Below are 25,238 nucleotides of genomic sequence, written 5' to 3'. Positions count from 1 at the left end.
TACCGCCCGTACCGCCCGTACCGATCGGGTCACCCGGGTCACCCCTGCCGCCCGGCTTCCGTGTTCAGCGCAGGGCTTCGGGCAGCTCCTCCCGGTGGACGAGGCCGAGCCGCTGGGTGGCCCGGGTGAGCGCCACATAGAGATCGCTGGTGCCGAGGCGGGCGGGCTCGACCACGACCACGGTGTCAAACTCCAGCCCCTTGGCCTCGCGGGGGTCGAGCAGCACCAGGGGGTGGGTGAGGTCGACCGGCCCGGCCCCGGCGATTCCCGGCACGCCCCGGCGGAGGGCGGCATGGAGTTCGGCGGGGGCGACGACGGCGGTCCGGCCCCCGGGCGCCGGGTCGCCGGTCTCCGCGCTGTCCGCCTGCTCGGTGGCGGCCCGGTCCAGGACGGTACGGACGCCCTCGGCCGGGTCGTCGCTCCGGACGGTCCAGGGCTCGACCCCGGTGGACCGCACCGAGCGCGGGGGCTCGAACGCGGGGTCGGCGGCCCGGCGGACGGCGGCGGCCCGCTCCATGATCTCGGCGGGCGTACGGTAGTTGACCCCGAGCCGGGTGTGGCGCCAGCGGCCTTGGGCGTACGGGGCGAGGATGCTCTCCCAGTCGCCGACCCCCGCCGGGTCACCGGTCTGGGCGGGGTCGCCGACCAGGGTCATGGAGCGGCTGGGGCAGCGGCGCATCAGCAGCCGCCAGGCCATCGCGGACAGCTCCTGGGCCTCGTCCACGATGATGTGGCCGAAGGCCCAGGTGCGGTCGGCGGCGGCCCGCTCGGCGGCGGTGCGGTGGTCGGCCTCCTCCTGGCGCTCGGCCATCCGCTCGGCGTCGATGATGTCGTGCGCGGCCAGGATCTCCGACTCCTCGCCCTCGAACTCATAGCTCTCCGAGCCCTGGGAGAGGTCCAGCACCCCCCGGGCATAGGCGATCTCCGCCTGGCGACGGGCCTCGGCGGCGGCCCGCTCGGCGCTGTCGTCGGCGCCGAGGATCTCGGCGGCCTCGTCCAGCAGGGGCACATCGGCGGGGGTCCACGGCCCGCCGTCCCTGCGGATCAGGGCCGCCTCGTCCTCGGGCAGCTGCCGCTCCGGCGCCGCGAGGAAGTCGGCGAGCAGCCGCTCGGGGGTGAGGGCGGGCCACAGCTCGTCGATGGCGGTGTGCACCTCGGCGCTGGTGGCGATCTCCTTCCCCAGCTGGGCGATGTCGTCGGGACCGAGCAGATTGGGCCCGCCGAAGGGGTCGGCGCCGAGCCGGTCGGCGAGCTGGTCGGTGAGGGCGTCGATGATCCGGAAGGCGAAGTGGGGGCGGGCGAGATTGTGCGGCAGCCCGGTGGCGCGCGCCCGGTCCCGGGCGGAGTGGGCCATCTCGCGGTGGAGCCAGAGCCGGCCGTAGGAGCCGTGGTCGATCTCCAGGGCGGCCTCCGGGACGGCGTTGAGGTCCTCGTAATCCCGGTCGGGCACGGTCTCGGGGAGGGTCTGCCGGTCACGGACGGCGCGGGCCAGCACCTCGGCCATGGCGGGCCGCCCCTTCAGCTCGGCGGCGGCGGGGGTGTCGGTGCCGGTGGCGCGGACGCCGGGGAAGAGTTCGGCGACGGTGGAGAGCAGCACCCCGGTCTCGCCGAGGGAGGGCAGCACCTCGCCGATATAGCCGAGGAAGGCGGGGTTGGGCCCGACGATCAGGACCGCGCGGCGGGCGAGCTGTTCCCGGTGCTCGTAGAGGAGATAGGCGGCCCGGTGCAGGGCGACGGCGGTCTTGCCGGTGCCGGGGCCGCCCTCGACCACGAGGACGCCCTCGCGGGGCGCGCGGATGATCCGGTCCTGCTCGGCCTGGATGGTCCGGACGATGTCGGCCATCCGGCCGGTGCGGGCGGCGCCGAGGGCGGCGAGCAGGACGGCGTCGCCGTCGGGGTCCTCATGGCCGGTGCGGGTGGGGTCGGCGAGGTCCAGGATCTCGTCGTGGAGCGCGGTGACGGTCCGGTCCTCGGTGGTGATGTGGCGACGGCGGCGCAGGCCCATGGGCTCATGGCCGGTGGCGAGGTAGAAGGGGCGGGCGACCGGGGCGCGCCAGTCGACCAGGAGCGGGGTGCGCTCGGAGTCGTCGGCGCGGATGCCGATCCGGCCGATGTGGTGGCGGGTGCCGTCACGCAGATCGAGGCGGCCGAAGCAGAGCCCGGTGTCCACGGCGTCGAGCGCGGCGAGGCGCTCGGTCCGCTCGACGGTGTTCACCTCGCGCTCGACCCGGGCCTGATGGGTGTTGCCGGCGGGGCGCACCGCGTGGGCGACGGCGTCCTCGGCACGGTCCCGCAGGATGTCGAGCCGGGCGTAGAGACGGGAGACGACTTCCTGCTCCTTCCGCAGTTCCGCATCCGACGGATTCGTGGACGGCGAGACCTTTGACAATGCAGCTCCTGACGCGCTATGGTGTAAGTGTTGGCTTTAGCTCTTTGAATTCCCGCCAGATGCACAGGAATTATCCAGTGTACGCGGAGCCTCGCCTCGACTGTCCATCGGTCGGGGTTTTTTTATGGCCGGAGGAAGGCCGCCCGGGCCCGGACGGATCGATTCCGTCCGGGCCCGGGCATGGCCCCACTCCCGGCGTGGCCTGCTCCCTGCGTGGCCTGCTCAGTGCGCCCGTGCGCGGGCCGCCTCGGCGACCCGGTCGAAGGTCACCTCCAATTGGGCCCGCCGCTCCGCCTTGAAGTCGGGTGCGGGTTCGAGACCGTCGATGGAGCGCTCCCACACCGCCATGAAGGTCTCCTTCCAGGTCTCCACGACCCCCGCCTTGGGGAGTTCCGAGCCGACATACCCCTGGGCGGCTATGAGATGGAGCAGCTCCAGATTGCAGGGGACGGCCACCCCCCAGTACTCGTCCGGCTCCAGCTCCACCGGGTCGCCGGCCATGGCCCCGGCGATCTCGGAGACCAACCGCGCCGTGAGCACCGAGAGATGGTCGGCCGCCGTGTCAGACTCGAAGTTCCCACTGCCCCAGGTGCCCACAGGTCCCCTCCGCTGCTTGTACCGGTCCGTGACGACGGTTTTACCAAGAGGGAGTGACATATGCCCGTGGCCGGTTGGCCTCAGCACCGTGCCGGTGAGGTCAACAGCACCGGGAGGGCGAGCGGGCCGCGCAGCAGTCCGCCCTCCCGCCAGCGCAGCTCCGCCGGGGGCACGGCGAGCCGCAGCCCCGGAAAAGCGCTGATGAGGGCGGCGATCACGGTACGCAGCTCCAGCCGGGCCAGCTGGGCACCGGCGCAGAAGTGGGGGCCCGCGCCGAAGGCGAGATGGGCCTGGAGGCCCTCCCGGGCGAGGTCAAGACGACCGGGGTCGGGGAAGACCTCGGGGTCGCGGTTGGCCACATGCTGGAGGGCGACCACACCCTCACCGGCCCGTACGGTGACACCGCCGAGTTCGGTGTCGCGCAGGGCCACCCGGGTCAGCGTGCCGCCGGGGGTCAGCAGCAGATGGCGCAGCAGCTCCTCGACAGCGTTGTCGACGAGGTCGGGGCGGCGCCGGAGCAGCGCGTACCGCTCGGGTTCGACGAGCAGGGCGACCAGGGAGTTGGCGAGCTGGTTGAGGGTGGTGTCATGGCCCGCGACCAGGAACAGCAGCAGATTGTTGACGAGGTGTTCCTCGGTGAGGTCACCGGTCTCGGCGGCGATCCTCGCCAGTTCGCTGGTGAGATCGGAGCGGGGGACGGCCCGCCGGTCGGCGACCAGCCGGTGGAGATAGTCGCGCATCAGCCCGAAGGCGGCCATGACGTCCTCGGCGGCGCCGTCGCGGGTGAGCAGCGCCTCGGTCCAGGCCCGGAAGCGGTCGCGGTCCTCGTAGGGCACACCGAAGAGCCGGCAGACCACCAGCACCGGGAGGGGGGTGGCCAGATGTTCCACGAGGTCGACCGGGCCGGTGCGGCCGGCGAGGGAGCCGATCAGCTCGTCCACGAGTGCGGTGATCCAGGGGCGCAGCCCTTCGACGGTACGGGGGGTGAAGGCGCGGGCGACCACCCGGCGGACGCGGGCGTGTTCGGCGCCGTCGAGCCCGGTGAGCATGGCCGGGAGCGACAGGCCCCGGGAGACCGTGGGCGCGCCCGGCTCCAGGGCGGCGGTGCGGCTGAACACCGGGTCGGTGAGCACCTGCCGGCAGACCCGGTGGCCGAGGGCGACCCATAACGGGGTGCCGTCGGCGAGTTCCGTACGAGCCATGGGGGCCTCGCTCAGCAGGTGCTCACCCCCGGGGTCATCGGGGGACCCGGGGTCCAGGGCGAAGGGGAAGGCGTGCACGGTCCCGTGCTGGGGCATGGTCGACTCCAGGGCGAAGAGGGGGAGTTGACCGGTCACTATGGTCAGGGCCGCCGGACCCCGCAAGGATTTGCCGCCGACTCACAGCGGCAGCACATGCTCCAGATCCCGGCGCAGCCGGGCGAGCGGCCGGGCGCCCACCTGGCTGTGGACGGGCTCGCCCCGGTCGAAGACGAAGAGGGCGGGGAGGGAGAGGACACCGTAGCGGGCGACGGCGCCGGGATTGCGGTCCGCGTCGATCCGTACCACGGTGAACCGCCCCTCGGAGGCGCTGTCCAGGGCGTGCAGCACCGGGAGCAGCTGGCGGCAGGGGCCGCACCAGTCGGCCATGAACTCCACGAGGACGGGGCGGTCGGCGCCGAGGACGGCGGTGGCGAAGTCCGCGTCGGTGACCTGGGGGAGTTCCGGGGTACGGGTGGTGGTGGCCCCGGTCGCCCCGGTCGCCCCGACAGTGGTCCCGGTCATGGTCGCGCTGACAGTGGTCTCGGTCATGTCGTCATCCTCCGAATTCGCATCGTGGTCGCGGGCCGCCCTCGGTGGTGGCCTCCGCGCGGACGAGCTGGGCCGCCACCTGGTCACGCACCGCGCCCAGCCGTGCCATGAGCGCGTCCAGCTCGGCGAGTTTGGCCCGGTAGACGGCGAGCGAGGCGGGGCAGGAGTCGCCCTCGGGATATCCGGCGCGCAGGCACTCGACAAAGGGGCGGGTCTCCTCCAGGTCGAAGCCGAAGTCCTGGAGGGTCCGGATCTGCTGGAGCAGCCGGAGGTCGCTGTCGTCGTAGGTGCGATAGCCGTTGGCGGCCCGCCGGGCGGGCAGCAGTCCCCGGGTCTCGTAGTAGCGCAGGGTGCGGGTGGTGGTCCCGGCCCGCCGCGCCAGCTCGCCGATTCGCATGGGCCCGACGGTAATCCTTGACGCCGGGGTGAGGGCAAGGAGCCGAAGTGAGAGACGGGCCGGACGGGGAGACGGGGCCGAACGGCGGGACGGAGGGACGGCGGGACGGCGGAACGGAGGGCGGGCGGAACGGAAAGGGCCGCGCCCGCCCTCCGCCATGGGGGAATCCGCGGAGGGTGGGCGCGGCTGCGCCGTGGCCACGGGGGCCGCACCGGGGGTGGCGCCGGTCCGCGCCTGCGTGCGGGGGGAAGCACACCCCGTGGCCACGGGTCCGCGGCCGGGCCCGTGCGGGCCCGGCCGGTCAGGTCAGACCTTGGCCTGCGACTTCGCCTCCTCGCGCGGCGCCGGAGGCTCGGCACCACCGTCGGCACCGCCCTCGGCCCCGTCCTTGGCGCCGCCCTCGGCACCGTCCTGGGGCTCCGGCGTCACCGGACCGCCATGGCCGTCGTCCAGGAGGGTCCGCTCGTCGAACGGGATCCGCCCGGCGAGCACCTCCCGCGCCCGCTCCTTGTCGATCTCCTTGGTCCAGGTGCCGACCAGGACGGTCGCCACCGCGTTGCCCGCGAAGTTGGTCAGCGCGCGGGCCTCGCTCATGAAGCGGTCGATGCCGACGATCAGACCCACGCCGTCGACCAGCTCCGGCTTGTGCGACTGGAGACCGCCCGCGAGGGTGGCCAGACCCGCGCCGGTGACACCCGCCGCACCCTTGGAGGCGATGATCATGAAGACCAGCAGCGAGATCTGCTCGGAGGCGCTCAGCGGGTCGCCCATGGCGTTGGCGATGAAGAGCGAGGCCATCGTCAGATAGATGGCGGTGCCGTCCAGGTTGAAGGAGTAGCCGGTCGGGACGGTGATACCGACCACGGGCTTGCTGACACCCATGTGCTCCAGCTTGGCGATCAGCCTCGGCAGCGCCGACTCGGAGGACGAGGTGGAGAGGATCAGCAGGAACTCCCGGCCCAGGTACCTCAGGAGCGGCATCAGCCCGATGCCGGCGACCAGCCGCATCAGCAGGCCCAGCACCACGAAGACGAAGAGCGCACAGGTGACATAGAAGCCGATCATGATGACCGCGAGCGATTTCAGCGCGTCGATACCGGTCTCGCCGACCACCGCCGCGATGGCGCCGAAGGCACCGACCGGGGCGACCCACATGATCATGCCCAGGATGCGGAAGACCAGCCGCTGGATGTGGCCGATACCGCGCAGAATCGGTTCCCCGGAGGCACCCATGGCCTGCAGCGCGAAGCCCGCCATCAGCGCGATCACCAGGGTCTGGAGCACCTTCCCCTCGGTGAAGGCGGAGACCATCGTGGTCGGGATCATGCCGAGCAGGAAGTCCGCCGTGGACTCACCGCCCGCACCCTCGGCCGCCTTGCCGCCGGCCTCCTTCGCCGCCTCGGTGATCTGGAGACCGGAGCCCGGCTCGATCAGATTGCCGACCAGCAGACCGATGGCGAGCGCCACTGTCGACATCACCAGGAAGTAGCCGAGGGCGAGACCGCCGACGGCGCCGACCTTGGCGGCCTTCCGTACCGAGCCGATGCCGAGCACGATGGTGCAGAAGATGACCGGCGAGATCATCATCTTGATGAGGTTGACGAACCCCGTGCCGATGGGCTTCAGCTCCACGGCGACGCCGGGCGCCGCGAAGCCCACCGTAATACCGAGCACCACCGCCGCGATCACGGCAATGTACAGATAGTGCGTACGGTCCCTTCTGCCTGCCTCAGCAGCCACGGGGTCCCTCCTCAAAACGTTCCACTTCACAGATCCGGCCGTCAGCCGGATTTCCGTGACTATCCACGACCCTGTGACCCCGGTCACCCTTGCGTGCGTTTCGTTCATACGAATTCCGGCAGGCAGACTGGGGCCATGCGTATGCCCCGACCCCGCAGCCTCGCGGGACAGCTCTTCGCGATGCAGGTCGTGCTGGTCTCCGCGATCGTTTCGGGGTGTGCCTACTTCACCTACGCCACCGATCGCGACCAGGCCGAGGAGACCGCCCGGCTCCAGACGACCGCCACCGCGACCGCGGTCGCCCGTGCCCCCTCGGTGGTGGCCGCCGCGCTCTCCGCCGACCCCAGCCGGCGGCTCCAGCCGTACACCGAGGGGCTGCGCCGGGCGGCGGGCGTCAACTTCGTCGTCGTCATGGCCCCGGACGGCACCCGCTGGACCCATCCCGAGCCGGCGGAGATCGGCCGGAAGTACCTCGGCCATACCGAGCAGGCGCTGGCCGGGGAGATCCTGAGCGAGAAACACCTGGGCGTGCTCGGCCCCTCCATCCGCACCGTCGCCCCCGTCCGCGCGACGGACGGCCGGATCGTGGGGCTGGTCAGCGCCGGGATCACCATCCGGAAGATCAGCGAACAGGCCCGGGACCAGCTCACCGCGCTGCTGTTCTTCTCCGGGGCCGCACTCACCGTGGGCGGTATCGGCACCTATGTCATCAATGTTCGGCTGCGGCGGCACACCAAGGGCATGAACGCGACCGAACTCAGCCATCTGCACGACTACCACGAGGCGGCGCTGCACGCGGTCCGGGAGGGACTGCTGATGCTGGACGGGCGGCGCAGGATCGCCCTCGTCAACGACGGCGCCCGGGAACTCCTCGGCCTCGGCGAGGACGCGGTGGGCCGTCCGGTGGCCGAGCTGGGGCTCGCGCCCTCCCTCACCGGGGCGCTGCTCGCCTCCGAACCCCGGGTCGACGAGGTCCATCTCACCGCCGACCGGGTCGTGGTCGTCAACACCAGCCCCGTCGTCGGCGGGGAGCGCCGGGGCACCGTGGCGACCCTGCGGGACCACACCGAACTCCAGTCGCTCTCCGGTGAGCTGGACTCCGAGCGCGGCTTCAGCCAGGCCCTGCGCTCCCAGGCGCACGAGGCGGCGAACCGGCTGCACACCGTGGTCTCCCTCATCGAGCTGGGCCGGGTCCGGGAGGCGGTCGACTTCGCCACCGCCGAGCTGGAGCTGGCCCAGGTGCTGACCGACCGGGTCGTCGGCTCGGTCGGCGAGCCCGTCCTCGCGGCGCTGCTCCTCGGCAAGGCGGCCCAGGCCAACGAACGCGGGGTGGAGCTGGTGCTGGCCCGGGACAGCAGGATCGACGACGGGGTGCTGCCGCCGTCGCTGCCGCCCCGGGACCTGGTGACCATCCTGGGCAATCTCATCGACAACGCGGTGGACGCCGCCTCCTGTCCGCCCGCCCCGGGCGACGAGCGGCCCCGGCCGGCCCGGGCCCGGGTCACCGTCACCGCCCGCGCCGGGACGGACGCGGACGAACTCCTGATCCGGGTCCATGACACCGGAGCGGGCATCGACCCGTGCCACGCGGACGAGATCTTCCGGCGCGGCTGGTCCACCCATGGCTCCCACCGGGGGCTCGGCCTCGCGCTGGTCCGGCAGGCCGTCCACCGGGGCGGCGGGACGGTCGCCCTGGCCGAGGGGCCCGACGGCGGTGCGGAGTTCACCGTACGACTGCCACTGCGGACGGGGGCGCCGGCATGAGCACGGACACCATCCAGGTCCTGGTCGTCGAGGACGACCCCGTAGCGGCGGACGCGCACGCCCTCTATGTCGGACGGGTGCCCGGCTTCACCGTCGCGGGGGTCGCGCACTCCCGCGCGGGAGCGGTACGGGTACTGGAGCGCACCCGGGTCGATCTGCTGCTGCTCGACCTCTATCTGCCGGACGGCCACGGTCTCCATCTGGTCCGCTCACTGCGGGCGGCGGGACATCTGGCGGATGTCATCGCGGTGACCTCGGCGCGGGATCTCGCGGTGGTGCGCGAGGGCGTCTCGCTGGGGGTGGTCCAGTACGTGCTGAAGCCCTTCACCTTCGCGACCCTGCGGGACCGGCTGGGGCGGTACGCGGAGTTCCGCGCGGCGGCGGGCGAGGCGAGCGGCCAGGACGAGGTCGACCGCGCCCTCGGCGCCCTGCGCGCCCCCCAGGGCGGCGCGCTCCCCAAGGGCCTCAGCGGCCCCACCCTCGAATCGGTCACCCGCACCCTGCGCGCCTCCACCACGGGCCTCACGGCGGCGGAGGCGGGCACGGCGGTCGGCATCTCCCGCATCACGGCCCGCCGCTACCTCGAACACCTCGTCACGGAGGGCCGCGCGGCCCGCAGCCCCCAGTACGGCCAGATCGGCCGCCCCGAACTCCAGTACCGCTGGCTTCCGTTCAACCGTTAGGCACGTGCAGCCCTGGCCTCGACGGTCGCCTCAGGAATTTCAGCCTCTCCGGCGCTCGGAAAATCCAGCCTCGTGGGGGTGCCCCCGGACGGAGTCTGGGGGAGTTTGAGGCGCGAGGGCCTCACATTTCAGCCCCTCCGGCGTTTGAGGAGCGGGGTTCGGGGCTGGCCCCGACAAGTGCCTCATATTTCAGCCCCTCCGGCGCTTGAGGAGCGGGGTTCGGGGCTGGCCCCGACGTCCACCCGAGGTCACTCGGGGCCGAGGTCCGTCCTCAATCGCCGGACGGGCTTGATTTACGTGACCGTTCGCCCGAGGCGCTCGGGCCCGAGCGAGAGTCCCGGGCGCACGGCCCAAGCACCCGTACCGGACCGGGGGATTGACCCTGACGCAAGCCGCGACCTACGGTCGCAAAGGGCCCCGGGGCTCCGGGGAGCCCGACCCCGAGGAGGTCGTGCCCATGCGCCCCACCCTCCGCCTCACCCTCATCGCCACCACCGCTCTCGCCACCCTCACCCCCCTCACCGCCTGCTCCGACTCCACCGCGGACCCCGACACCGTCAAGGTGCTCTACAACCGCTCCACCGACAACACCATCCGCTTCAAGGACGAGCATCTCGCCTCCGTGAAGCGCCAGTTCGAGAAGGCCCACCCCGGCAAGAAGGTCGAACTGATCCCGGTCCAGGCCCCGGACAACGACTACGCCACCAAGGCGCAGCAGATGATGCGCTCCCCCGGCACCGCACCGGACCTGGTCTACGAGGACACCTTCCGCATCAACTCGGACATCAAGGCCGGGTACTTGAAGCCCCTGGACGACTACCTCCCGGGGTGGAAGACCTGGGACCGCTTCATCGGCTCCGCCAAGGCCGCCGCCCGCGCCGAGGACGGCAAGACCTACGGCGTCCCCGACGGCACCGACACCCGGGGCCTCTGGTTCAACAAGAAGATCCTCGCCAGGGCCGGCCTCCCCGCCGACTGGCGGCCCCGCGACTGGGACGCGATCCTGACCGCCGCCCGGACGATCAAACGCAAGGTCCCCGGCGTCATCCCGCTGAACGTCTACACCGGCAAGGCCCCCGGCGAGGCCGCCGTGATGCAGGGGTTCGAGATGCTGCTCTACGGCACCGGCCGCGACCCCCTCTACCGCCCCGGCGCCAAGAAATGGGTCACCGGCTCCCCCGGCTTCCGGGACGCGCTGGAGTTCGTCCGTACCGTCTACGCCGAGAAGCTCGGCCCCGATGTCTCCGACGCCCTCGACCCCAATGTGAACACCCGGGTCGCCACCGAGTGGCTGCCCGAGGGGAAGCTCGCCATCGCCCTCGACGGCTCCTGGATGGGCCAGTACTGGGGCAACAAGGGAGCCAGGGAGTGGCCCGGCTGGGGCGAGGAGCTGGGCAGGGCCCCGATGCCCACCCAGCACGGCGGCTCCCCCGGCACGGTCTCCCTTTCCGGCGGCTGGGCCTGGTCGATCCCGGCGAAGGCGAAGAACCCCGACCTGGCCTTTGAGTTCATCAAGACCCTCCAGACCGCGCGGAACGCCACCCGCTGGTGCGTGGTCGCCGCGCAGATCGCCGTACGGGACGATGTCGCCGCCGACCGTACGTATCTCACCTCGATGCCGGGGGTCGCGTTCTTCACCTCGCTGGTGAAGTACACCCACTACCGGCCCGCGCTCCCCGTCTACCCCCAGGTCTCCTCCGCGATAGGGGAGGCGATGGAGCGGGTGACGACGGGGGACGCCGACCCGTCGAAGGCGGCGCGGGAGTACGACGAGGCACTGCGGACGATCACCGACGGCGCGGTCACCGCCGGGTGAGCGGCACCCGAGGCCGGTGGCGCTGGGTCCCGATCGCCCCCGCCACCGCCCTGCTGCTCCTCTTCCTCGGTGGCCCCATCGGCTACTGCGTCTGGATCGCCTTCACAAACACCCAGCTCACCGGCGCCGCCGGCGCGGACTTCGTGGGACTGGAGAACTTCCGCCGCGCCTTCGCCGACACCGCCTTCCGCAACGCGGTGTGGCTGACGCTCGTCTTCACCGTGTTCTCCGCCGTCATCGGCCAGAACACCCTGGGGCTCGCCCTCGCGGCGCTGATGCGCAGGGCCTCCCGCCCGCTGCGCACTGCGACCGGCGCCCTGGTGATCGCCGCCTGGGTGCTCCCGGAGATCGTCGCGGCGTTTCTGCTGTACGCGTTCTTCCGCCGCGAGGGCACCTTGAACGCGGTGCTGGACTGGCTCCATCTCCCGTCCCAGAACTGGCTGTTCACCGCGCCGATCCTGGCGGTCTCGTTCGCCAATGTCTGGCGCGGCACCGCGTTCTCGATGCTGATCTACTCGGCGGCGCTGGACGGGATCCCGCGCGATGTGGTGGAGGCGGCGCAGGTCGACGGTGCGACGGGGGTCCGCCGGCTGTGGCACATCACCCTGCCGATGATCCGCCGCTCCATCGGCACCAATCTGATGCTCAACACCCTCTCCACACTCTCCGTCTTCGGTCTGATCTGGGCGATGACCCGGGGCGGCCCGGGGAACCGCAGCCAGACCCTGCCGGTGTTCATGTACGACCAGGCGTTTGTGAAAAGCCTGATCGGGTACGGGACGGCGGTCGCCCTGCTGCTGCTACTGGTGGGGGCGCTGTTCTCCCTGATGTATCTGCGGCTGATGAAGGTGGAGCTGTGACCCGGGGCCGCCTCGCCGCGAACGCCGCTCTGCTGCTGATCGCGCTCGCGTTCGCGCTGCCGCTGGCCTGGCTGGTTTTCTCGTCACTGGACACGGAGGCGGACCTGCGGGTGAGGCTGCCCTCCTCGGTCACCGGGGAGAACTTCTCGGCCGTACTGACGGACGAGATCACCTTCACCCCCATGCTCAACAGCCTGCTGCTCTGCGGCGGCGCCACCGCCGTCACGGTCTCCTGCGCCGCCCTCGCCGCGTACCCGCTCTCCCGGTACCGCTCCCGCTGGTCCCGCCCGTATCTGCTGACCATCCTCTTCACCACCTGCCTCCCGATCACGGCGGTCATGGTCCCGGTGTACGCGCTCTTCGTGAGGGTGGAACTGATCGACACCCTGTCCGGGACCTCCCTGTTCATGGCCGCGTCGCAACTCCCGTTCGCCATCTGGCTGATGAAGAACTTCATGGACGCGGTCCCCGTCGCCCTGGAGGAGGCGGCCTGGACGGACGGCGCCTCCTGGCTCCAGACCCTGGTACGGGTGGTGCTCCCGCTGATGGGTCCGGGCATGGTGGTGGTGACGATCTACACCTTCATCCAGCTCTGGGGAAACTTCTTCGTCCCCTTCATGCTGATCCTCACCCCGGACCGGCTCCCCGCGTCGGTCTCCGTCTTCACCTTCTTCGGCAACTACGGCTCGGTGGTCTACGGCCAGCTGGCCGCCTTCTCGATCCTCTACTCGCTCCCGGTGCTCCTGCTGTACGTCCTGATCGCCCGCAGACTCGGCGGCGGTTTCGCCCTGGGCGGCGCGGTCAAGGGGTGAGCGCCTCGCACAACGCGCCGGTGTCGAGCGTCAGCCGGACGACGCGCCCGGGGCCGGGGCCGGAACCCAGCCTTTCAGCAGCCCTTCCGGACGATCCGGAGGACGGCCGAGGCCGCCTGCCCCTCGCCGAGTTCCCACCCCGCGACCGCATGGTGGCCGGGACGCCCGCCGAACCAGTCGAGCATCGGCGGACACGCGTCGGCGCCCGGCCCGCGGTAGAAGGCGCCGCAGCCGCGGGCCCAGTCCGCGGTCAGGCAGAGCAGGCTCAGATGCTCACGGAGCGCGGGGTCGGGAACGGCACGCAGCCTCTCCGCCCAGCCGGGCTCCACCTCGGCCTCTTCCTCGACCCCCTGCTCCATCGTGACCAGGCACTCCGGACCTCCCGTGGTCCAGGTGGCGGCCCGCATCGCGGCGAACAGCGTCCCGTCCGTCCTGATCCGCAGCAGCAGGGTCGGCATCACCTCGCGGCTCGGCTTTCGTCGTGCGGGCCGCGGCACGACGGCGGTGCACGGCCGCCGCCACGACCCGGAGCAGGTGGATCACCGGCAACTCTAGGATCGGCGGGCGCTGTTCAGGGTCCCGTTCGCCGCATTCGGATGCTTCCGGTCAGGACGGTCCGGGCGGTCAGGGCGGCCGATCCACCGGAACCCGTGATCCCCGGCTCCTTCCGTACGGAGCGGTGGCTCCCGGCACCCCGCCCCGGCCACCGCATGGCGAAAGGGGCCACCCGGCCTCCGGCCGGGCAGCCCCTCGACACGATTCTCGGCAGCCTTCTAGAAGACCGACTCCGCCTCGTACATCCGGTTCTCCGGCACGGTCTTCAGCTGGGTCACGGCATCCGCCAGCGGAGCCATCACCACCTCCGTACCGCGCAGGGAGGTCATCCGGCCGTAGTCGCCCCGGTGCGCGGCCTCCACCGCGTGCCAGCCGAAGCGGGTGGCGAGGACGCGGTCGTACGCGGTCGGCACACCGCCGCGCTGGACATGGCCGAGGATGACCGGCTTGGCCTCGGTGCCGAGGCGGCGCTCCAGCTCGACGGCGAGACGGTTGCCGATGCCCTGGAAGCGCTCATGGCCGAACTGGTCGATCTCGCCCTTGGCGTACTCCATGGACCCCTTGGCGGGGTGCGCGCCCTCGGCGACACAGATCACGGCGAACTTCTTGCCCCGGGCGAAGCGCTCCTCGACCATCTTGACCAGGTCGTCCACCTCGAAGGGGCGCTCCGGCAGACAGATGCCGTGGGCGCCGCCGGCCATGCCGGACTCCAGGGCGATCCAGCCCGCGTGGCGGCCCATGACCTCGACCACCATGACCCGCTGATGGGACTCGGCGGTGGTCTTCAGCCGGTCTATCGCCTCGGTGGCGACCGTCACGGCGGTGTCGAAGCCGAAGGTGCGGTCGGTCGCGGAGATGTCGTTGTCGATGGTCTTGGGGACACCGACCACCGGCATCCCGGCGTCCGAGAGCATCCGGGAGGCGGTGAGGGTGCCCTCGCCGCCGATGGGGATCAGGACGTCGATGCCATAGCGCCGCTGGAGCTCGCCACAGTTCTCGGCGGCCTCCTGGAGGCGGGTGCGCTCCAGCCGGGCGGAGCCGAGGATGGTGCCGCCGCGGGCCAGGATGCCGCTGACGGCGTTGAGGTCGAGGGGACGGAAGTGACCGTCGAGCAAGCCCTTGAAGCCGTCCTCGAAGCCGATCACCTCGTCGCCGTATCCGGTGATCGCCCGGTGCACAACCGACCGGATCACTGCGTTCAGGCCGGGGCAGTCGCCTCCGGCGGTGAGGACTCCGATACGCATCGTGCTCTGTCTCCTGCTCGGTCGGTGACGCGGGTGCCCGGCCTTCAATTGTTCCATGGTGCCTAGGGGCGTGCTTTCGCGGTGCCGGGCGGACTCCTGTAGACGGGCCGGAGACCGGCGGGAGACCGGCTGGACACCGGCGGGAGGCCCGCCCGCAGGGCGCTGGAGTACGGCCCGCGCCGCGCGGGAACACGCGTCCCCACCGGCGCGGGCACCCGGTGGGAGCCCTGACGCGTCCCTGGTGGGGGCGGGTGCCACGGTCCGGGGAACCCGGCAGGCGCCTTATCCAGCGTCAGAGGTATTGTCAAGAGGTATTAGCCGCCCTCCAGCGGTTTTTTTGTACGAACTTTTGTACGTGGCCTTCGGAAGCCGGCCACCTCAGAGCAGGACGGGAGACACGCGTGACACGCAGCGTGTACGTGACGGGGATCGACCGCGGGGACGGGCGGCAGGTCGTCGAGCTGGGGGTCATGGAACTCCTCACCCGCCAGGTGGACCGGGTGGGTGTCTTCCGCCCCCTGGTGCACGACGGACCCGACCGGTTGTTCGAGCTGCTGCGGGCCCGCTACCGGCTCACCCAGGACCCGGCGTCCGTGTACGGGATGGACTACCACGAGGCATCCGCCCTCCAGGCCGAGAAGGGCACCGACGAGCTGGTCTCCCGGCTCGTCGACCGCTTCCACGCGGTCGCCCGCGAGTACGAGGTCGTCCTCGTCCTCGGCACCGACTTCGTCGGCACCCAGCTCCCCGACGAGCTGGCGCTCAACGCCCGGCTCGCCAATGAGTTCGGCGCCTCCGTGATCCCCGTGGTCGGCGGCCGGGGCCAGACCGCCGAGTCGGTACGGGCCGAGGCGCGCAACGCCCACCGGGCCTACGAGGCCCTCGGCGCCCAGGTGCTCGCCCTGGTCGTCAACCGGGTGGTGCCCGAGGAGCGCGCCGACATCGCCGAGCGGCTGGCCGCCCGGCTCCCGGTCCCCTGCTACGTCCTGCCGGACGAGCCCGCGCTCTCCGCGCCCACCGTCTCCCAGATCAACCACGCCCTCGGCGGCACGGTGCTGCTCGGCGACGACTCCGGGCTCGCCCGGGACGCCCTCGACTTCGTCTTCGGCGGCGCGATGCTGCCGAACTTCCTCAGCGCCCTGACCCCCGGCTGTCTGGTGATCACCCCCGGCGACCGGGCCGACCTGGTGGTGGGCGCGCTGGCCGCGCACTCCGCCGGCACCCCGCCGATCGCCGGTCTGGTGCTCACCCTGGACGAGCGCCCCAGCGAGCAGATCCTCACCCTCGCCTCCCGGCTCGCCCCGGGCACCCCGGTGATCTCCGTCCCCACCACCAGCTGGCCCACCGCCGCCGAGCTGTTCGGTCTGGAGGGCAAGCTCAACGCCTCGACGCCGCGCAAGGCGGAGACCGCCCTTGGTCTCTTCGAACGCCATGTCGACACCGGGGAGCTGCTGGAACGTCTCGCCGTCGTCCGCAGCGGCCATGTCACCCCGATGATGTTCGAACACGAGCTGCTGGAGCAGGCCCGCGCCGACCGCCGCCGGGTGGTCCTCCCCGAGGGCGCCGAGGAGCGGGTGCTGTGGGCGACCGATGTCCTGGTCCGCCGGGACGTCTGCGACCTCACCCTCCTCGGCGATGTGGAGCTGATCCGCAAGAAGGCCGCCGACCTGGGCATCGACCTCAGCGCCGTCCAGCTGATCGACCCCAACACCTCCGAGCTGCGCCAGGGCTTCGCCGAGCGGTACGCCCAGCTCCGCGCCCACAAGGGCGTCACCGAGGAGCTGGCGTACGACGTGGTCGCGGATGTGAACTACTTCGGCACCCTGATGGTCGAGGAGGGGCTGGCCGACGGCATGGTCTCCGGCTCGGTCCACTCCACCGCCGCCACCATCCGCCCGGCCTTCGAGATCATCAAGACCCGGCCCGGCGCGGCGATCGTCTCCTCGGTCTTCTTCATGTGCCTCGCCGACAAGGTGCTGGTGTACGGGGACTGCGCGGTCAACCCGGACCCCAACGCCGAGCAGCTGGCCGATATCGCCGTCCAGTCGGCGGCCACCGCGGCCCGCTTCGGGGTGGACCCGCGGATCGCGATGCTCTCGTACTCCACCGGCACCTCCGGCTCCGGCGCCGATGTCGACAAGGTGCGGGAGGCCACCGAGCTGGTCCGCCGCACCCGCCCGGAGCTGCGGATCGAGGGCCCGATCCAGTACGACGCGGCCGTCGAGCCGTCCGTCGCCGCGACCAAGCTGCCGGACTCCGAGGTCGCCGGACGGGCCACCGTACTGATCTTCCCGGACCTCAACACCGGCAACAACACCTACAAGGCCGTGCAGCGCTCGGCGGGCGCGGTCGCGGTCGGACCCGTCCTCCAGGGGCTGCGCAAGCCCGTGAACGACCTCTCGCGCGGCGCCCTGGTGAGCGACATCGTCAACACCGTCGCGATCACCGCCATCCAGGCGCAGCCCGAGCGGTCCGCTCCCTCCGTCTGACCTCCCGCCCCTGCCCGGCACCACCTTCTGCGAAAGACACGAACCCCCCTCATGAACGCCCACACAGCTCAGACGGACCAGGCGGACCAGGCGGCCCAGGCGGCTCGGACGGCCACCCGGGTCCTCGTCCTCAACTCCGGCTCCTCCTCGGTGAAGTACCAGCTGCTCGACATGAGCGACGGCACCCGGCTGGCGGTCGGCCTGGTCGAGCGGATCGGCGAGGAGACCTCCCGGCTGGTGCACACCCCGCTCGCCACCGAGGGAGCCGCCCGCCGGGAGCGCACCGGCCCGATCGCCGACCACGAGGCGGCGCTGAAGGCGGTCGCCGACGAGCTGGCCGCCGACGGCCTGGGCCTGGACTCCCCCGAGCTGGCCGCGATCGGCCACCGGGTGGTCCACGGCGGTCTGCGCTTCACCGCGCCGACGGTCGTGGACGAGGAGGTGCTGGCGGAGATCGAGCGGCTGGTGCCGGTGGCACCGCTGCACAACCCCGCCAACATCACCGGCATCCGGACCGCTCAGGCGCTGCGCCCGGATCTGCCGCAGGTCGCGGTCTTCGACACCGCCTTCCACACCACCATGCCGGAGTCGGCCGCGCGCTACGCGATCGATGTGGAGACCGCCGACGCCCACCGCATCCGCCGGTACGGCTTCCACGGCACCTCGCACGCCTATGTCTCGCGGGAGACCGCCCGGCTGCTGGGCAAGGCGCCGGAGGAGGTCAATGTGATCGTGCTGCACCTGGGCAACGGCGCCTCGGCGTCGGCGGTCCGGGGCGGTCGCTGTGTGGACACCTCCATGGGGCTCACCCCGCTGGAGGGCCTGGTGATGGGCACCCGCTCCGGCGACATCGACCCGGCGGTCACCTTCCACCTCCAGCGGGTGGCCGGAATGTCGGCCGACGAGGTCGATGTGCTGCTCAACAAGAAGAGCGGCCTGGTGGGGCTCTGCGGCGACAACGACATGCGGGAGATCCGCCGCCGGATCGACGCGGGCGACGAGCGGGCCGCCCTCGCCTTCGACATCTACATTCACCGGCTGAAGAAGTACATCGGCGCCTATTACGCGGTCCTCGGGCGGGTGGACGCCATCGCGTTCACGGCCGGCGTCGGCGAGAACGCGGCCCCGGTCCGCGCCGCCGCCGTGGCCGGTCTGGAGGAGCTGGGGCTGGCCCTGGACTCGGCGCTCAACGAGGAGCGTTCGGACGAGGCCAGGCTCGTCTCCGCACCGTACGCCCGGGTCGCGGTCGCCGTGGTGCCCACCGACGAGGAGCTGGAGATCGCCCGCCAAACCATCGCTTTGGTGGCGGGGAATTCACTCGACTGAGCGGGGCACCGCCCACTTGTACATTCCACCGGCCTGAATATTCCGAGTCGAAACAAACCGATAGGATCCGCCTTATGCGCCGTTCCAAAATCGTCTGCACACTGGGCCCCGCCGTCGACTCGTACGAGCAGTTGAAAGCTCTGATCGAGGCCGGTATGAACGTGGCCCGCTTCAACATGAGCCACGGGTCCCACGCCGAGCACGAGGAGCGGTACCACCGCGTCCGCAAGGCCGCCGCCGACACCGGCCGCGCCCTGGGAGTCCTGGCCGACCTCCAGGGCCCGAAGATCCGCCTGGAGACCTTCGCCGAGGGTCCGGTGGAGCTGGTGCGCGGTGACGAGTTCACCATCACCACCGAGGACGTGGCGGGCGACAAGACCATCTGCGGCACCACCTACAAGGGTCTGCCCGGCGATGTCTCCAAGGGCGACCAGATCCTCATCAACGACGGCAATGTCGAGCTGCGCGTCGTCGCGGTCGAGGGCCCCCGGGTGAAGACCATCGTCGTCGAGGGCGGTGTCATCTCCGACCACAAGGGCATCAACCTCCCCGGCGCGGCGGTGAATGTCCCGGCCCTCTCCGAGAAGGACGTCGAGGATCTCCGCTTCGCCCTGCGGATGGGCTGCGACCTGGTCGCGCTCTCCTTCGTCCGGGACGCCGGTGACGTCAAGGACGTCCACAAGGTGATGGACGAGGTCGGCATCCGGGTGCCGGTCATCGCCAAGGTGGAGAAGCCGCAGGCGGTCGCCAACATGGAGGGCGTCGTCGCGGCGTTCGACGGGGTCATGGTGGCCCGTGGCGACCTCGCGGTGGAGTATCCGCTGGAGAAGGTCCCGATGGTGCAGAAGCGGCTGGTGGAGCTGTGCCGCCGCAACGCCAAGCCGGTGATCGTGGCCACCCAGATGATGGAGTCCATGATCACCAACTCCCGGCCGACCCGCGCCGAGGCCTCCGATGTGGCCAACGCCATCCTGGACGGCGCGGACGCGGTGATGCTGTCGGCCGAGTCCTCGGTGGGCGCCTACCCGATCGAGACCGTGAAGACGATGTCCAAGATCGTCGTCGCGGCCGAGGAGGAGCTGCTCTCCAAGGGCCTCCAGCCGCTGGTCCCCGGCAAGAAGCCGCGTACCCAGGGCGGTTCGGTCGCCCGTGCCGCCTGTGAGATCGCGGACTTCCTCAGCGGCAAGGCGCTGGTCGCCTTCACCAAGTCCGGTGACACGGCGCGCCGGCTCTCCCGCTACCGCGTCTGCCAGCCGATCCTCGCCTTCACCACCGAGGAGTCCACCCGCAACCAGCTCGCGCTGAGCTGGGGCGTCGAGTCGTATGTCGTTCCGCATGTGAACAACACCGACGCCATGGTCGACCTGGTCGACGCGGAGCTGCTGAAGCTCCAGCGGTACAACGAGGGCGACACCATGGTGATCACCGCGGGCTCCCCTCCGGGCGTCCCGGGCACCACCAACATGGTGCGGGTCCACCACCTGGGCCACGAGGCGTAACACCCGCCCGCGCCCCCCGGGGCGCGCGGAGACCACGGCCGGGCCGTGTCCCCCTCGGGGGACGCGGCCCGTCGTGCTGTCCGGGCCCGGCGCGCTTCCGGCCCGTCATGCCGTCCGGCCCGTCGTGCCGTCCGCGCCGGGGCTCAGGAGCCGCCGAGGTCGCCGGTGGTGAAGTTGCGCAGCCCCGGGATGGTGAGGGTGCCGCCGAACTGGCCCGCCTGGACGACCCTCGCGTCGGTGAAGAAGGCGAAGGGGAGATTCACCGGCGGCGGGGTGTGCGGGCTGAAGGTGATCGGAATCAGCCCGAAGAGGTTCCCCTTCAGCTCCTCGGTGTACATGGTCACCGTGGCCCGGCGGATGGTGGAGACGGAGTCCGCGCGCGCCTGGGCGTGCAGCGTGGTGCCGCCGGGGCCCGGGACGAGCTGGTGCAGATCCCGGATCTCGACCCGGGCGACGGTGAACTTGAGCGCCTTCTTCAACTCTCCCCCGGCGGTGCGGACCTCGACGATGCCGTGGTACTTGAGGCCGGTGAGGGCGAGCAGCGAACTCTCCAGCACCCAGGGCTCGTCGGGGAGGAGCGGCAGCCCCGTCTCCTCCTCGGCGGCGGCCAGGGCCTCGGGGTCGGGCACCGGGCAGGGGAAGCGGGGTTTGGCACCCTCGGGAATGTCCTCGTCGGGTACGGGGTCGGTGGAGCGGGCCTTCTCGTCCAGCTCCTCGACGGCCACGCCCGCGCGGGCGGCCGCGTCGGCGATGGCCTTCTTGGCCTTCTCACGGGCCGTGTCCCGTGCGTCCTTCTCCGCCGGCTTCCCGTCCGGGCCGTCCTCGGGGGGCTCCCGATCCCGCCGGTCCCGCTCTTTCCCCCGGTCCTGCTCGTCCCGCTGTTTCTCCCGGTCCCGCTGATCCCGCTCGTCCCGCTGGTCCTGCTCGTCCTCGGCGGGCTCGGTGCCCGGCCCGGTGGCGGACGTCGTGGGCGGCTTCGCGGCGGGCGCGGACTCCTGGGGTACGCGGGTGCCCCCCAGCAGATCGCCGATCACGCGCCCCGGCCCCCGCGGGTCCCGCGGATCCAACGGGCCCAGGGGCACCCGGGGCCGCTCCGAACCGTCGGTGTCCTCAGGGGCGCCGACGTCATCGTCGTCACCGGCACGGTCGGCGTCATCGGCGTTGCCCGCGCTGCCGTCGTCATCGGCGTTGCCGTCCGGGGACCGGGCCGGCGGCGGGACACCGGGGACCGGGATGTCGGACGGTCCGGCCGACGCCGCCGACGCGGCGGGCGAGGGGGGCCCGGCCGGCTCGGCGGGCTCCTCGGAGCGGGTCACACAGGGCCCGGGGGCGTAGGGGATGTCCTTGCCCTCGGCGAGCGCGAGCTTCGGCGCGAGGCCCATCCCCACCAGGACGGCGGTCGGCATCGCGGCCAGGGCCATCGCCTTGCCCGCGGGCCGCTGCACCTTGGCGAGCAGCGACTTTCTCGGTGCGGCGTGGCGCGGCCCTCGGCTGGTCCGGGAATCGCTCCCGGTCGGCGGTGTGCTCTCATCCGGCACTGTGCCTCCCGTCCTCGGCGGCGCCCGGCGCCGGGGCGGCGGCGTCCTGGGGCTGTCCCGGCGCCCAGGCGATCGAGAGGGCCCCGCCGATCAGCGCGAACAGGAACCCGACGACAAAGCCGCCCAGGTTGGCGATCGGAAGGGAGATCAGGGCCAGCAGGATGGAGGCGACCCCGGCGAACACCCGCACGATGTGGTGGAACCACATCGTGAACCCGAGCGTCACCAGCAGCACGCCGATGATGAGCGAACCCGCCCCGGTGGTGGTGGCCAGGGAGAGCGTCAGATCGCCGAGTCTCATACTGGTATGGGGGAAGTAGGCGATGGGAACCCCGCCGAGCAGCGTGAACAGGCCCGCCCAGAAGGGCCGTTGCCCCCGCCAGTCGCGGAACCGTCGCCAAAGGGCGCGGAGGAAGTGTTCGTTCTGCCCCGTGGCCATGGACTCGGCGCTCATGGAAAACAGCTCCCTGGAACTGGTGTTGCCGTACGAGGGGTGACCGGGCGGGCGGGGAATCAGCGGCGTCCCCGCCCGCCCCGACAGTCACCGTCAAAAGCACTCGACGTCGGGGCCGTCGCCTCTGTGCAGGCGCATCTCCAGGCCCACGAGGGAGAAGCGTCCGGCCGTGGTCGCCCACGCCGTCTGCTCCACGCCGGTGAGGGTGACCTTACGCGCCTGCTGGGCGAAGCCGTTCTCCAGGACGCCCTCCTTCTTGACGGCCGGGCCCTTGCCCGTCGGGCCGTCCTCGTCCGGCGCATTGTCGGTGTCCCGGACGGCGATGCCGATGTCGATGTCATCGAAGGTCGCATTGCCCTTGAGCTGGGCGATGTCGAGATAGAGGTTCTCGGCCGTGACCTCATCCCCGCCCCGGCCGGCGTCCAGCCTCATCGTGATCTTGCCGAGGAGGGGCACATCGGTCACCACGGACTGACACATGTCCCGGATGGTCGCGGTTTTGAAGGAGGAGACCGCCACCGGGCGGTTGGTCTTCTCGTTCCCCTCCATATTCCGGTACCCGTTGTTGTACGCGGGGTACTGGGTGAATCCATAGCCTTCCAGATAGGAGGCGCTGACCTTGAACTGCTGCCCCGACACCGAGAACGAGGCGGCGAGCGCCCCCTGGGCCAGCCCGATGCCTATCGCCGCCGTCGCGGCCAAGCTCGGCACCATGACAAGGGCGAACCTCTTCCATCTGGTTCCGCCACGAGCCACTTGCTCCATGACTTTCCTCCTTCTCGGACGTAAATCTCCGGTCCGGACGACGGGCGTCCGTCCTTGGGATGGGAGAAGTGCTACGTCCTCGGGAAGGAGAGCGCCCGTACATAGGGGCGCGTACCGCGTCCGAAGCACCGGCGATCACCCCCGAGCGACAACCACTGGTCGCGCCTGACGCATCACGCACAACCCGAATCGGACAGGCCCTGTCGGCGTTCGACAGCAACCCCCCTGTCCGCGGTCGGCGACAGCGCCGCCGGCCGACCCGGTGGGGACCCCGACCGCCCCGGCACGGCTGGGAACCGGGCCGGTGCGCAAGGGACCGAGCGTCGCCGATCGTGGTCCATTCCCGGCCGTCGCACAAGGGGGTTCATTACTCACTGGTAACGATCCGATGGCCGCACCGTCGCCGCCGGGCGCCCAGCAGCCACCCTGGGTGCAGCCGAGTGTGCCAGCAGAAGGGGAGAATGCCATCGATAAACGGACAGAAAAAAGGGGTTGATTTACTCCGAGTAACCCCGCACTCGATAATCAAGATCCATCAAAGAGTGGCCGGGTTCTGTCGCTCTGTCGGCAAAACGGCGGTGGCGCGCCCCGCGCACCACCGCCGCATCTCATGACATTCCCGGCGAAACGATGGAGTCGTTCCGGCGGCTGTGAAGTTGGCTCAGAACAGCACCCTGGCGAGCGCCTGCCGGGCCGCCGTCACCCGGGGGTCGTCGCCGCCGATCACCTCGAACAGCTCCAGCAGTCGTACCCGTACGGCATCGCGGTCGTCGCCCGCCGTCACCCGCACGGTGTCGACCAGCCGCCCGAAGGCGTCCTCGACATGGCCGCCCACCAGATCCAGATCGGCCGCCGCCAGCTGGGCGGTGACATCGGCCGGGTTGCCGGCCGCCTCGGTACGGACCTTCTGGGGGTCCATCGCCCGTACCCGGCCCAGCAGTTGGGCCTGGGCCAGGCCCAGCTTGGCCTCGCTGTTGCCGGGGTCGTCGGAGAGGACGCTCTCGTACGCGCGGACCGCGCCGGCGAAGTCGCCCGCGTCCAGCGCGTCGACGGCCGCCTGGAGGGCGTCGTCGTGCGGACCCGCCGGAATCACCGGGGCCTCGGCCTCGCCCTCGGCGGCGTCCTGGTCGACCGCGATCCCGGTGAGACCGAAGCGCTCCTCGGCGACCTGCACCAGCTGGTCCAGGGTCTGACGGATCTGGGCCTCCGGGGCGGCGCCCTGGAAGAGCGGCAGCGCCTGACCGGCGACCACCGCGAAAACGGCGGGAATTCCCTGTACACCGAACTGCTGCATCAGCAGCTGATTGGCATCGACATCGACCTTGGCCAGCACAAAACGGCCGTTGTACTCCTGCGCCAGCCGCTCCAGCAGCGGTCCGAGCTGCTTGCAGGGCTGGCACCACTCGGCCCAGAAGTCGATGACGACGGGGACCTCGGCGGAACGCTGAAGCACATCCAGCTCAAAGCCGGCCTCATCGACGTCGATCACCAGACTTGAGGGGGGGACGGCACCGGCGCCGCCCTGGCGGGCGGACTCGGCGCGGGCCTGCTCGGCCTTGGCCTTGGCCTCACCGGCCGCCTTCACCGCGGCGAGATCGACGACACCGCTCATGGACATGTTCCTAGGCTGCATGGTTACATCCTCCCCCCTTTCGCGCGCGCAGGGGAAAAGTGCGGCCAGGAGGTCCGGGCCGACCTGGGTGGCGCGGGGTCCCCACCCCGCGCCCAGTGGTCGTCGCTCGGCCGCGCACGGCTTTCGCTACGGCTCGTAGCGTAACTCCATGACCCGGTGTCACGGCAGCCTCACCGCGTGAACTGCCTCACAGCGGCGGCGCTACCCGCCGGTATGGTCGCCGTCATGCACAGCCACCCTCAGCACAGAGACGTACAAAACACCCGGCCGGGGCGACCACGGAGCGCGGCGGCCGATCGCGCGATCCTGGCCGCGACCCGTACCGCCCTGGTCGAACTGGGCTGGTCCAAGCTGACGATGAGCGATGTGGCGACCCGTGCGGGTGTCGCCAAGACCACGCTCTACCGGCGCTGGGCGGGCAAGAGCGAACTCGTGGTCGACGCGGTCGCGGTCCTCTTCGACGAGCTGGAGCTGCCGGACCTGGGCAGCCTGCCCGCCGATCTGGAGGCGATGGTGCTCCGCCTCGCGGCGCTCCTGGACCGGCCGGAGACCCGTACCTCGATGATGGCGGTGGTCGCCGAGGCGACCCGGGACGAGGCACTGCGGCGGCGGATCCGCTCGGCCATCGTGGACCGGCAGAAGGTGCTGGTCCTGGAGGGCAGGGCGCGGGCCCAGGAGCGCGGGGAGCTGCCGTACGAGAAGGATCCGGAGACGGCCGCGCACGACGCGGACCTGATCTTCGACGTGATCGCCGGCGCGGTCGTGCACCGGACCCTGGTGAGCGCGGAACCGGTCGACCCGGCCTGGGCCCACCGGTTCACCCGGCTCCTCATCGGCGGCCTCGCCTCCCTGACCCAGCGGGACCCGCACCAGGCCCCCTAGAAAGG

The 25,238-nt window shown here is 71.3% G+C and carries 21 protein-coding genes; 9 read left to right on the top strand and 12 right to left on the bottom strand.

Annotated elements, in window-relative coordinates; translation table 11 throughout:
- Window positions 1-64: 64 nt before the first annotated feature.
- The 6 genes from ABT354_RS08930 to ABT354_RS08905 all read right to left on the bottom strand — a co-directional run bounded on the left by ABT354_RS08930 (window position 65) and on the right by ABT354_RS08905 (window position 6,913).
- Window positions 65-2,389, bottom strand: a complete 2,325-nt coding sequence (locus ABT354_RS08930) for a HelD family protein (RefSeq protein ID WP_502983363.1) — start codon at window positions 2,387-2,389, stop codon at window positions 65-67.
- A 222-nt stretch (window positions 2,390-2,611) separates the two neighbouring features.
- Window positions 2,612-2,986, bottom strand: a complete 375-nt coding sequence (locus ABT354_RS08925; RefSeq protein ID WP_351490909.1) for a DUF4259 domain-containing protein — start codon at window positions 2,984-2,986, stop codon at window positions 2,612-2,614.
- Window positions 2,987-3,066: 80 nt separating this feature from the next.
- A complete protein-coding gene (locus ABT354_RS08920; protein WP_351490907.1) occupies window positions 3,067-4,323 on the bottom strand; it encodes a cytochrome P450 in 1,257 nt (418 codons plus the stop codon).
- 42 nt (window positions 4,324-4,365) lie between these two features.
- Window positions 4,366-4,776: a thioredoxin family protein gene (locus ABT354_RS08915; protein WP_351490905.1), complete on the bottom strand. Its 411-nt coding sequence runs from the start codon at window positions 4,774-4,776 to the stop codon at window positions 4,366-4,368.
- 4 nt (window positions 4,777-4,780) lie between these two features.
- Window positions 4,781-5,173 (bottom strand): MerR family transcriptional regulator, encoded by a 393-nt coding sequence (locus ABT354_RS08910; protein WP_351490903.1) that lies wholly within the window; start codon window positions 5,171-5,173, stop codon window positions 4,781-4,783.
- A gap of 306 nt (window positions 5,174-5,479) precedes the next feature.
- Window positions 5,480-6,913, bottom strand: a complete 1,434-nt coding sequence (locus ABT354_RS08905; protein WP_351490900.1) for a cation:dicarboxylate symporter family transporter — start codon at window positions 6,911-6,913, stop codon at window positions 5,480-5,482.
- A 135-nt stretch (window positions 6,914-7,048) separates the two neighbouring features.
- Here ABT354_RS08905 and ABT354_RS08900 point away from each other — a divergent pair, with 135 nt between their 5' ends.
- From ABT354_RS08900 to ABT354_RS08880, 5 genes are all read left to right on the top strand, one after another.
- A complete protein-coding gene (locus ABT354_RS08900) occupies window positions 7,049-8,677 on the top strand; it encodes a sensor histidine kinase (protein ID WP_351490898.1) in 1,629 nt (542 codons plus the stop codon).
- Window positions 8,674-9,360 (top strand): response regulator, encoded by a 687-nt coding sequence (locus tag ABT354_RS08895; protein ID WP_351490896.1) that lies wholly within the window; start codon window positions 8,674-8,676, stop codon window positions 9,358-9,360. The genes ABT354_RS08900 and ABT354_RS08895 overlap by 4 nt, the downstream gene beginning before the upstream one ends.
- 457 nt (window positions 9,361-9,817) lie before the next feature.
- Complete coding sequence (locus ABT354_RS08890; RefSeq protein ID WP_351490894.1) at window positions 9,818-11,176, top strand: ABC transporter substrate-binding protein; 1,359 nt, start codon at window positions 9,818-9,820, stop codon at window positions 11,174-11,176.
- The gene (locus tag ABT354_RS08885) at window positions 11,173-12,036 is read left to right on the top strand and encodes a carbohydrate ABC transporter permease (protein ID WP_351490892.1); all 864 of its coding nucleotides are present in this window, start codon (window positions 11,173-11,175) and stop codon (window positions 12,034-12,036) included. The genes ABT354_RS08890 and ABT354_RS08885 overlap by 4 nt, the downstream gene beginning before the upstream one ends.
- On the top strand, window positions 12,033-12,848 hold the full coding sequence (locus tag ABT354_RS08880; RefSeq protein WP_351490889.1) for a carbohydrate ABC transporter permease: 816 nt from the start codon (window positions 12,033-12,035) through the stop codon (window positions 12,846-12,848). The genes ABT354_RS08885 and ABT354_RS08880 overlap by 4 nt, the downstream gene beginning before the upstream one ends.
- A 74-nt stretch (window positions 12,849-12,922) precedes the next feature.
- On the opposite strand, the gene ABT354_RS08875 is transcribed toward ABT354_RS08880, so the two are convergent.
- Entirely contained in the window at window positions 12,923-13,306 is a 384-nt protein-coding gene (locus tag ABT354_RS08875) for a hypothetical protein (protein WP_351490887.1), read from the bottom strand.
- A 315-nt stretch (window positions 13,307-13,621) separates the two neighbouring features.
- Window positions 13,622-14,647 (bottom strand): ATP-dependent 6-phosphofructokinase, encoded by a 1,026-nt coding sequence (locus tag ABT354_RS08870; RefSeq protein ID WP_351490885.1) that lies wholly within the window; start codon window positions 14,645-14,647, stop codon window positions 13,622-13,624.
- 401 nt (window positions 14,648-15,048) lie between these two features.
- Here ABT354_RS08870 and pta point away from each other — a divergent pair, with 401 nt between their 5' ends.
- The 3 genes from pta to pyk all read left to right on the top strand — a co-directional run bounded on the left by pta (window position 15,049) and on the right by pyk (window position 19,961).
- Window positions 15,049-17,136 carry a phosphate acetyltransferase gene (gene pta, locus ABT354_RS08865; RefSeq protein WP_351490883.1) on the top strand — a complete coding sequence of 696 codons (2,088 nt, stop codon included), beginning with the start codon at window positions 15,049-15,051 and terminating at the stop codon, window positions 17,134-17,136.
- A gap of 51 nt (window positions 17,137-17,187) precedes the next feature.
- Window positions 17,188-18,462 carry an acetate kinase gene (locus tag ABT354_RS08860; RefSeq protein ID WP_351490881.1) on the top strand — a complete coding sequence of 425 codons (1,275 nt, stop codon included), beginning with the start codon at window positions 17,188-17,190 and terminating at the stop codon, window positions 18,460-18,462.
- 74 nt (window positions 18,463-18,536) lie between these two features.
- On the top strand, window positions 18,537-19,961 hold the full coding sequence (gene pyk, locus ABT354_RS08855) for a pyruvate kinase (RefSeq protein ID WP_351490878.1): 1,425 nt from the start codon (window positions 18,537-18,539) through the stop codon (window positions 19,959-19,961).
- Window positions 19,962-20,104: 143 nt separating this feature from the next.
- Here the strand turns inward: pyk and ABT354_RS08850 are convergent, their stop codons facing one another.
- The 4 genes from ABT354_RS08850 to ABT354_RS08835 form a co-directional block, all read right to left on the bottom strand.
- Window positions 20,105-21,499 carry a hypothetical protein gene (locus ABT354_RS08850; RefSeq protein WP_351490876.1) on the bottom strand — a complete coding sequence of 465 codons (1,395 nt, stop codon included), beginning with the start codon at window positions 21,497-21,499 and terminating at the stop codon, window positions 20,105-20,107.
- Entirely contained in the window at window positions 21,489-21,953 is a 465-nt protein-coding gene (locus tag ABT354_RS08845; protein ID WP_351490874.1) for a DUF6114 domain-containing protein, read from the bottom strand. The genes ABT354_RS08850 and ABT354_RS08845 overlap by 11 nt, the downstream gene beginning before the upstream one ends.
- Window positions 21,954-22,046: 93 nt before the next feature.
- Window positions 22,047-22,718: a DUF6230 family protein gene (locus ABT354_RS08840; protein ID WP_351490871.1), complete on the bottom strand. Its 672-nt coding sequence runs from the start codon at window positions 22,716-22,718 to the stop codon at window positions 22,047-22,049.
- Between the two features lie 661 nt (window positions 22,719-23,379).
- Window positions 23,380-24,351, bottom strand: a complete 972-nt coding sequence (locus ABT354_RS08835; RefSeq protein WP_351490869.1) for a tetratricopeptide repeat protein — start codon at window positions 24,349-24,351, stop codon at window positions 23,380-23,382.
- A 213-nt stretch (window positions 24,352-24,564) separates the two neighbouring features.
- Between ABT354_RS08835 and ABT354_RS08830 the strand changes: the two genes are divergently transcribed.
- Entirely contained in the window at window positions 24,565-25,233 is a 669-nt protein-coding gene (locus tag ABT354_RS08830; RefSeq protein ID WP_351491157.1) for a TetR/AcrR family transcriptional regulator, read from the top strand.
- The last annotated feature ends 5 nt before the right edge of the window (window positions 25,234-25,238 follow it).

This window comes from Streptomyces sp. NPDC000594 (assembly GCF_040299965.1).
Lineage (GTDB): Bacteria > Actinomycetota > Actinomycetes > Streptomycetales > Streptomycetaceae > Streptomyces.
Note: the sequence above shows the minus strand (reverse complement) of the source record. Positions and strands in the feature narration are given on the sequence as shown.

Bases quoted from the DNA above. Each gene is read 5' to 3' on its own strand.
- ABT354_RS08860 (WP_351490881.1), top strand. From the start codon at position 17,188: ATGAACGCCCACACAGCTCAGACGGACCAGGCGGACCAGGCGGCCCAG.
- ABT354_RS08830 (WP_351491157.1), top strand. From the start codon at position 24,565: ATGGTCGCCGTCATGCACAGCCACCCTCAGCACAGAGACGTACAAAAC.
- ABT354_RS08900 (WP_351490898.1), top strand. From the start codon at position 7,049: ATGCGTATGCCCCGACCCCGCAGCCTCGCGGGACAGCTCTTCGCGATG.
- ABT354_RS08840 (WP_351490871.1), bottom strand. From the start codon at position 22,718: ATGGAGCAAGTGGCTCGTGGCGGAACCAGATGGAAGAGGTTCGCCCTT.
- ABT354_RS08890 (WP_351490894.1), top strand. From the start codon at position 9,818: ATGCGCCCCACCCTCCGCCTCACCCTCATCGCCACCACCGCTCTCGCC.
- ABT354_RS08910 (WP_351490903.1), bottom strand. From the start codon at position 5,173: ATGCGAATCGGCGAGCTGGCGCGGCGGGCCGGGACCACCACCCGCACC.
- ABT354_RS08870 (WP_351490885.1), bottom strand. From the start codon at position 14,647: ATGCGTATCGGAGTCCTCACCGCCGGAGGCGACTGCCCCGGCCTGAAC.
- ABT354_RS08915 (WP_351490905.1), bottom strand. From the start codon at position 4,776: ATGACCGAGACCACTGTCAGCGCGACCATGACCGGGACCACTGTCGGG.
- ABT354_RS08895 (WP_351490896.1), top strand. From the start codon at position 8,674: ATGAGCACGGACACCATCCAGGTCCTGGTCGTCGAGGACGACCCCGTA.
- ABT354_RS08835 (WP_351490869.1), bottom strand. From the start codon at position 24,351: ATGCAGCCTAGGAACATGTCCATGAGCGGTGTCGTCGATCTCGCCGCG.
- pyk (WP_351490878.1), top strand. From the start codon at position 18,537: ATGCGCCGTTCCAAAATCGTCTGCACACTGGGCCCCGCCGTCGACTCG.
- ABT354_RS08845 (WP_351490874.1), bottom strand. From the start codon at position 21,953: ATGAGCGCCGAGTCCATGGCCACGGGGCAGAACGAACACTTCCTCCGC.
- ABT354_RS08875 (WP_351490887.1), bottom strand. From the start codon at position 13,306: ATGCCGACCCTGCTGCTGCGGATCAGGACGGACGGGACGCTGTTCGCC.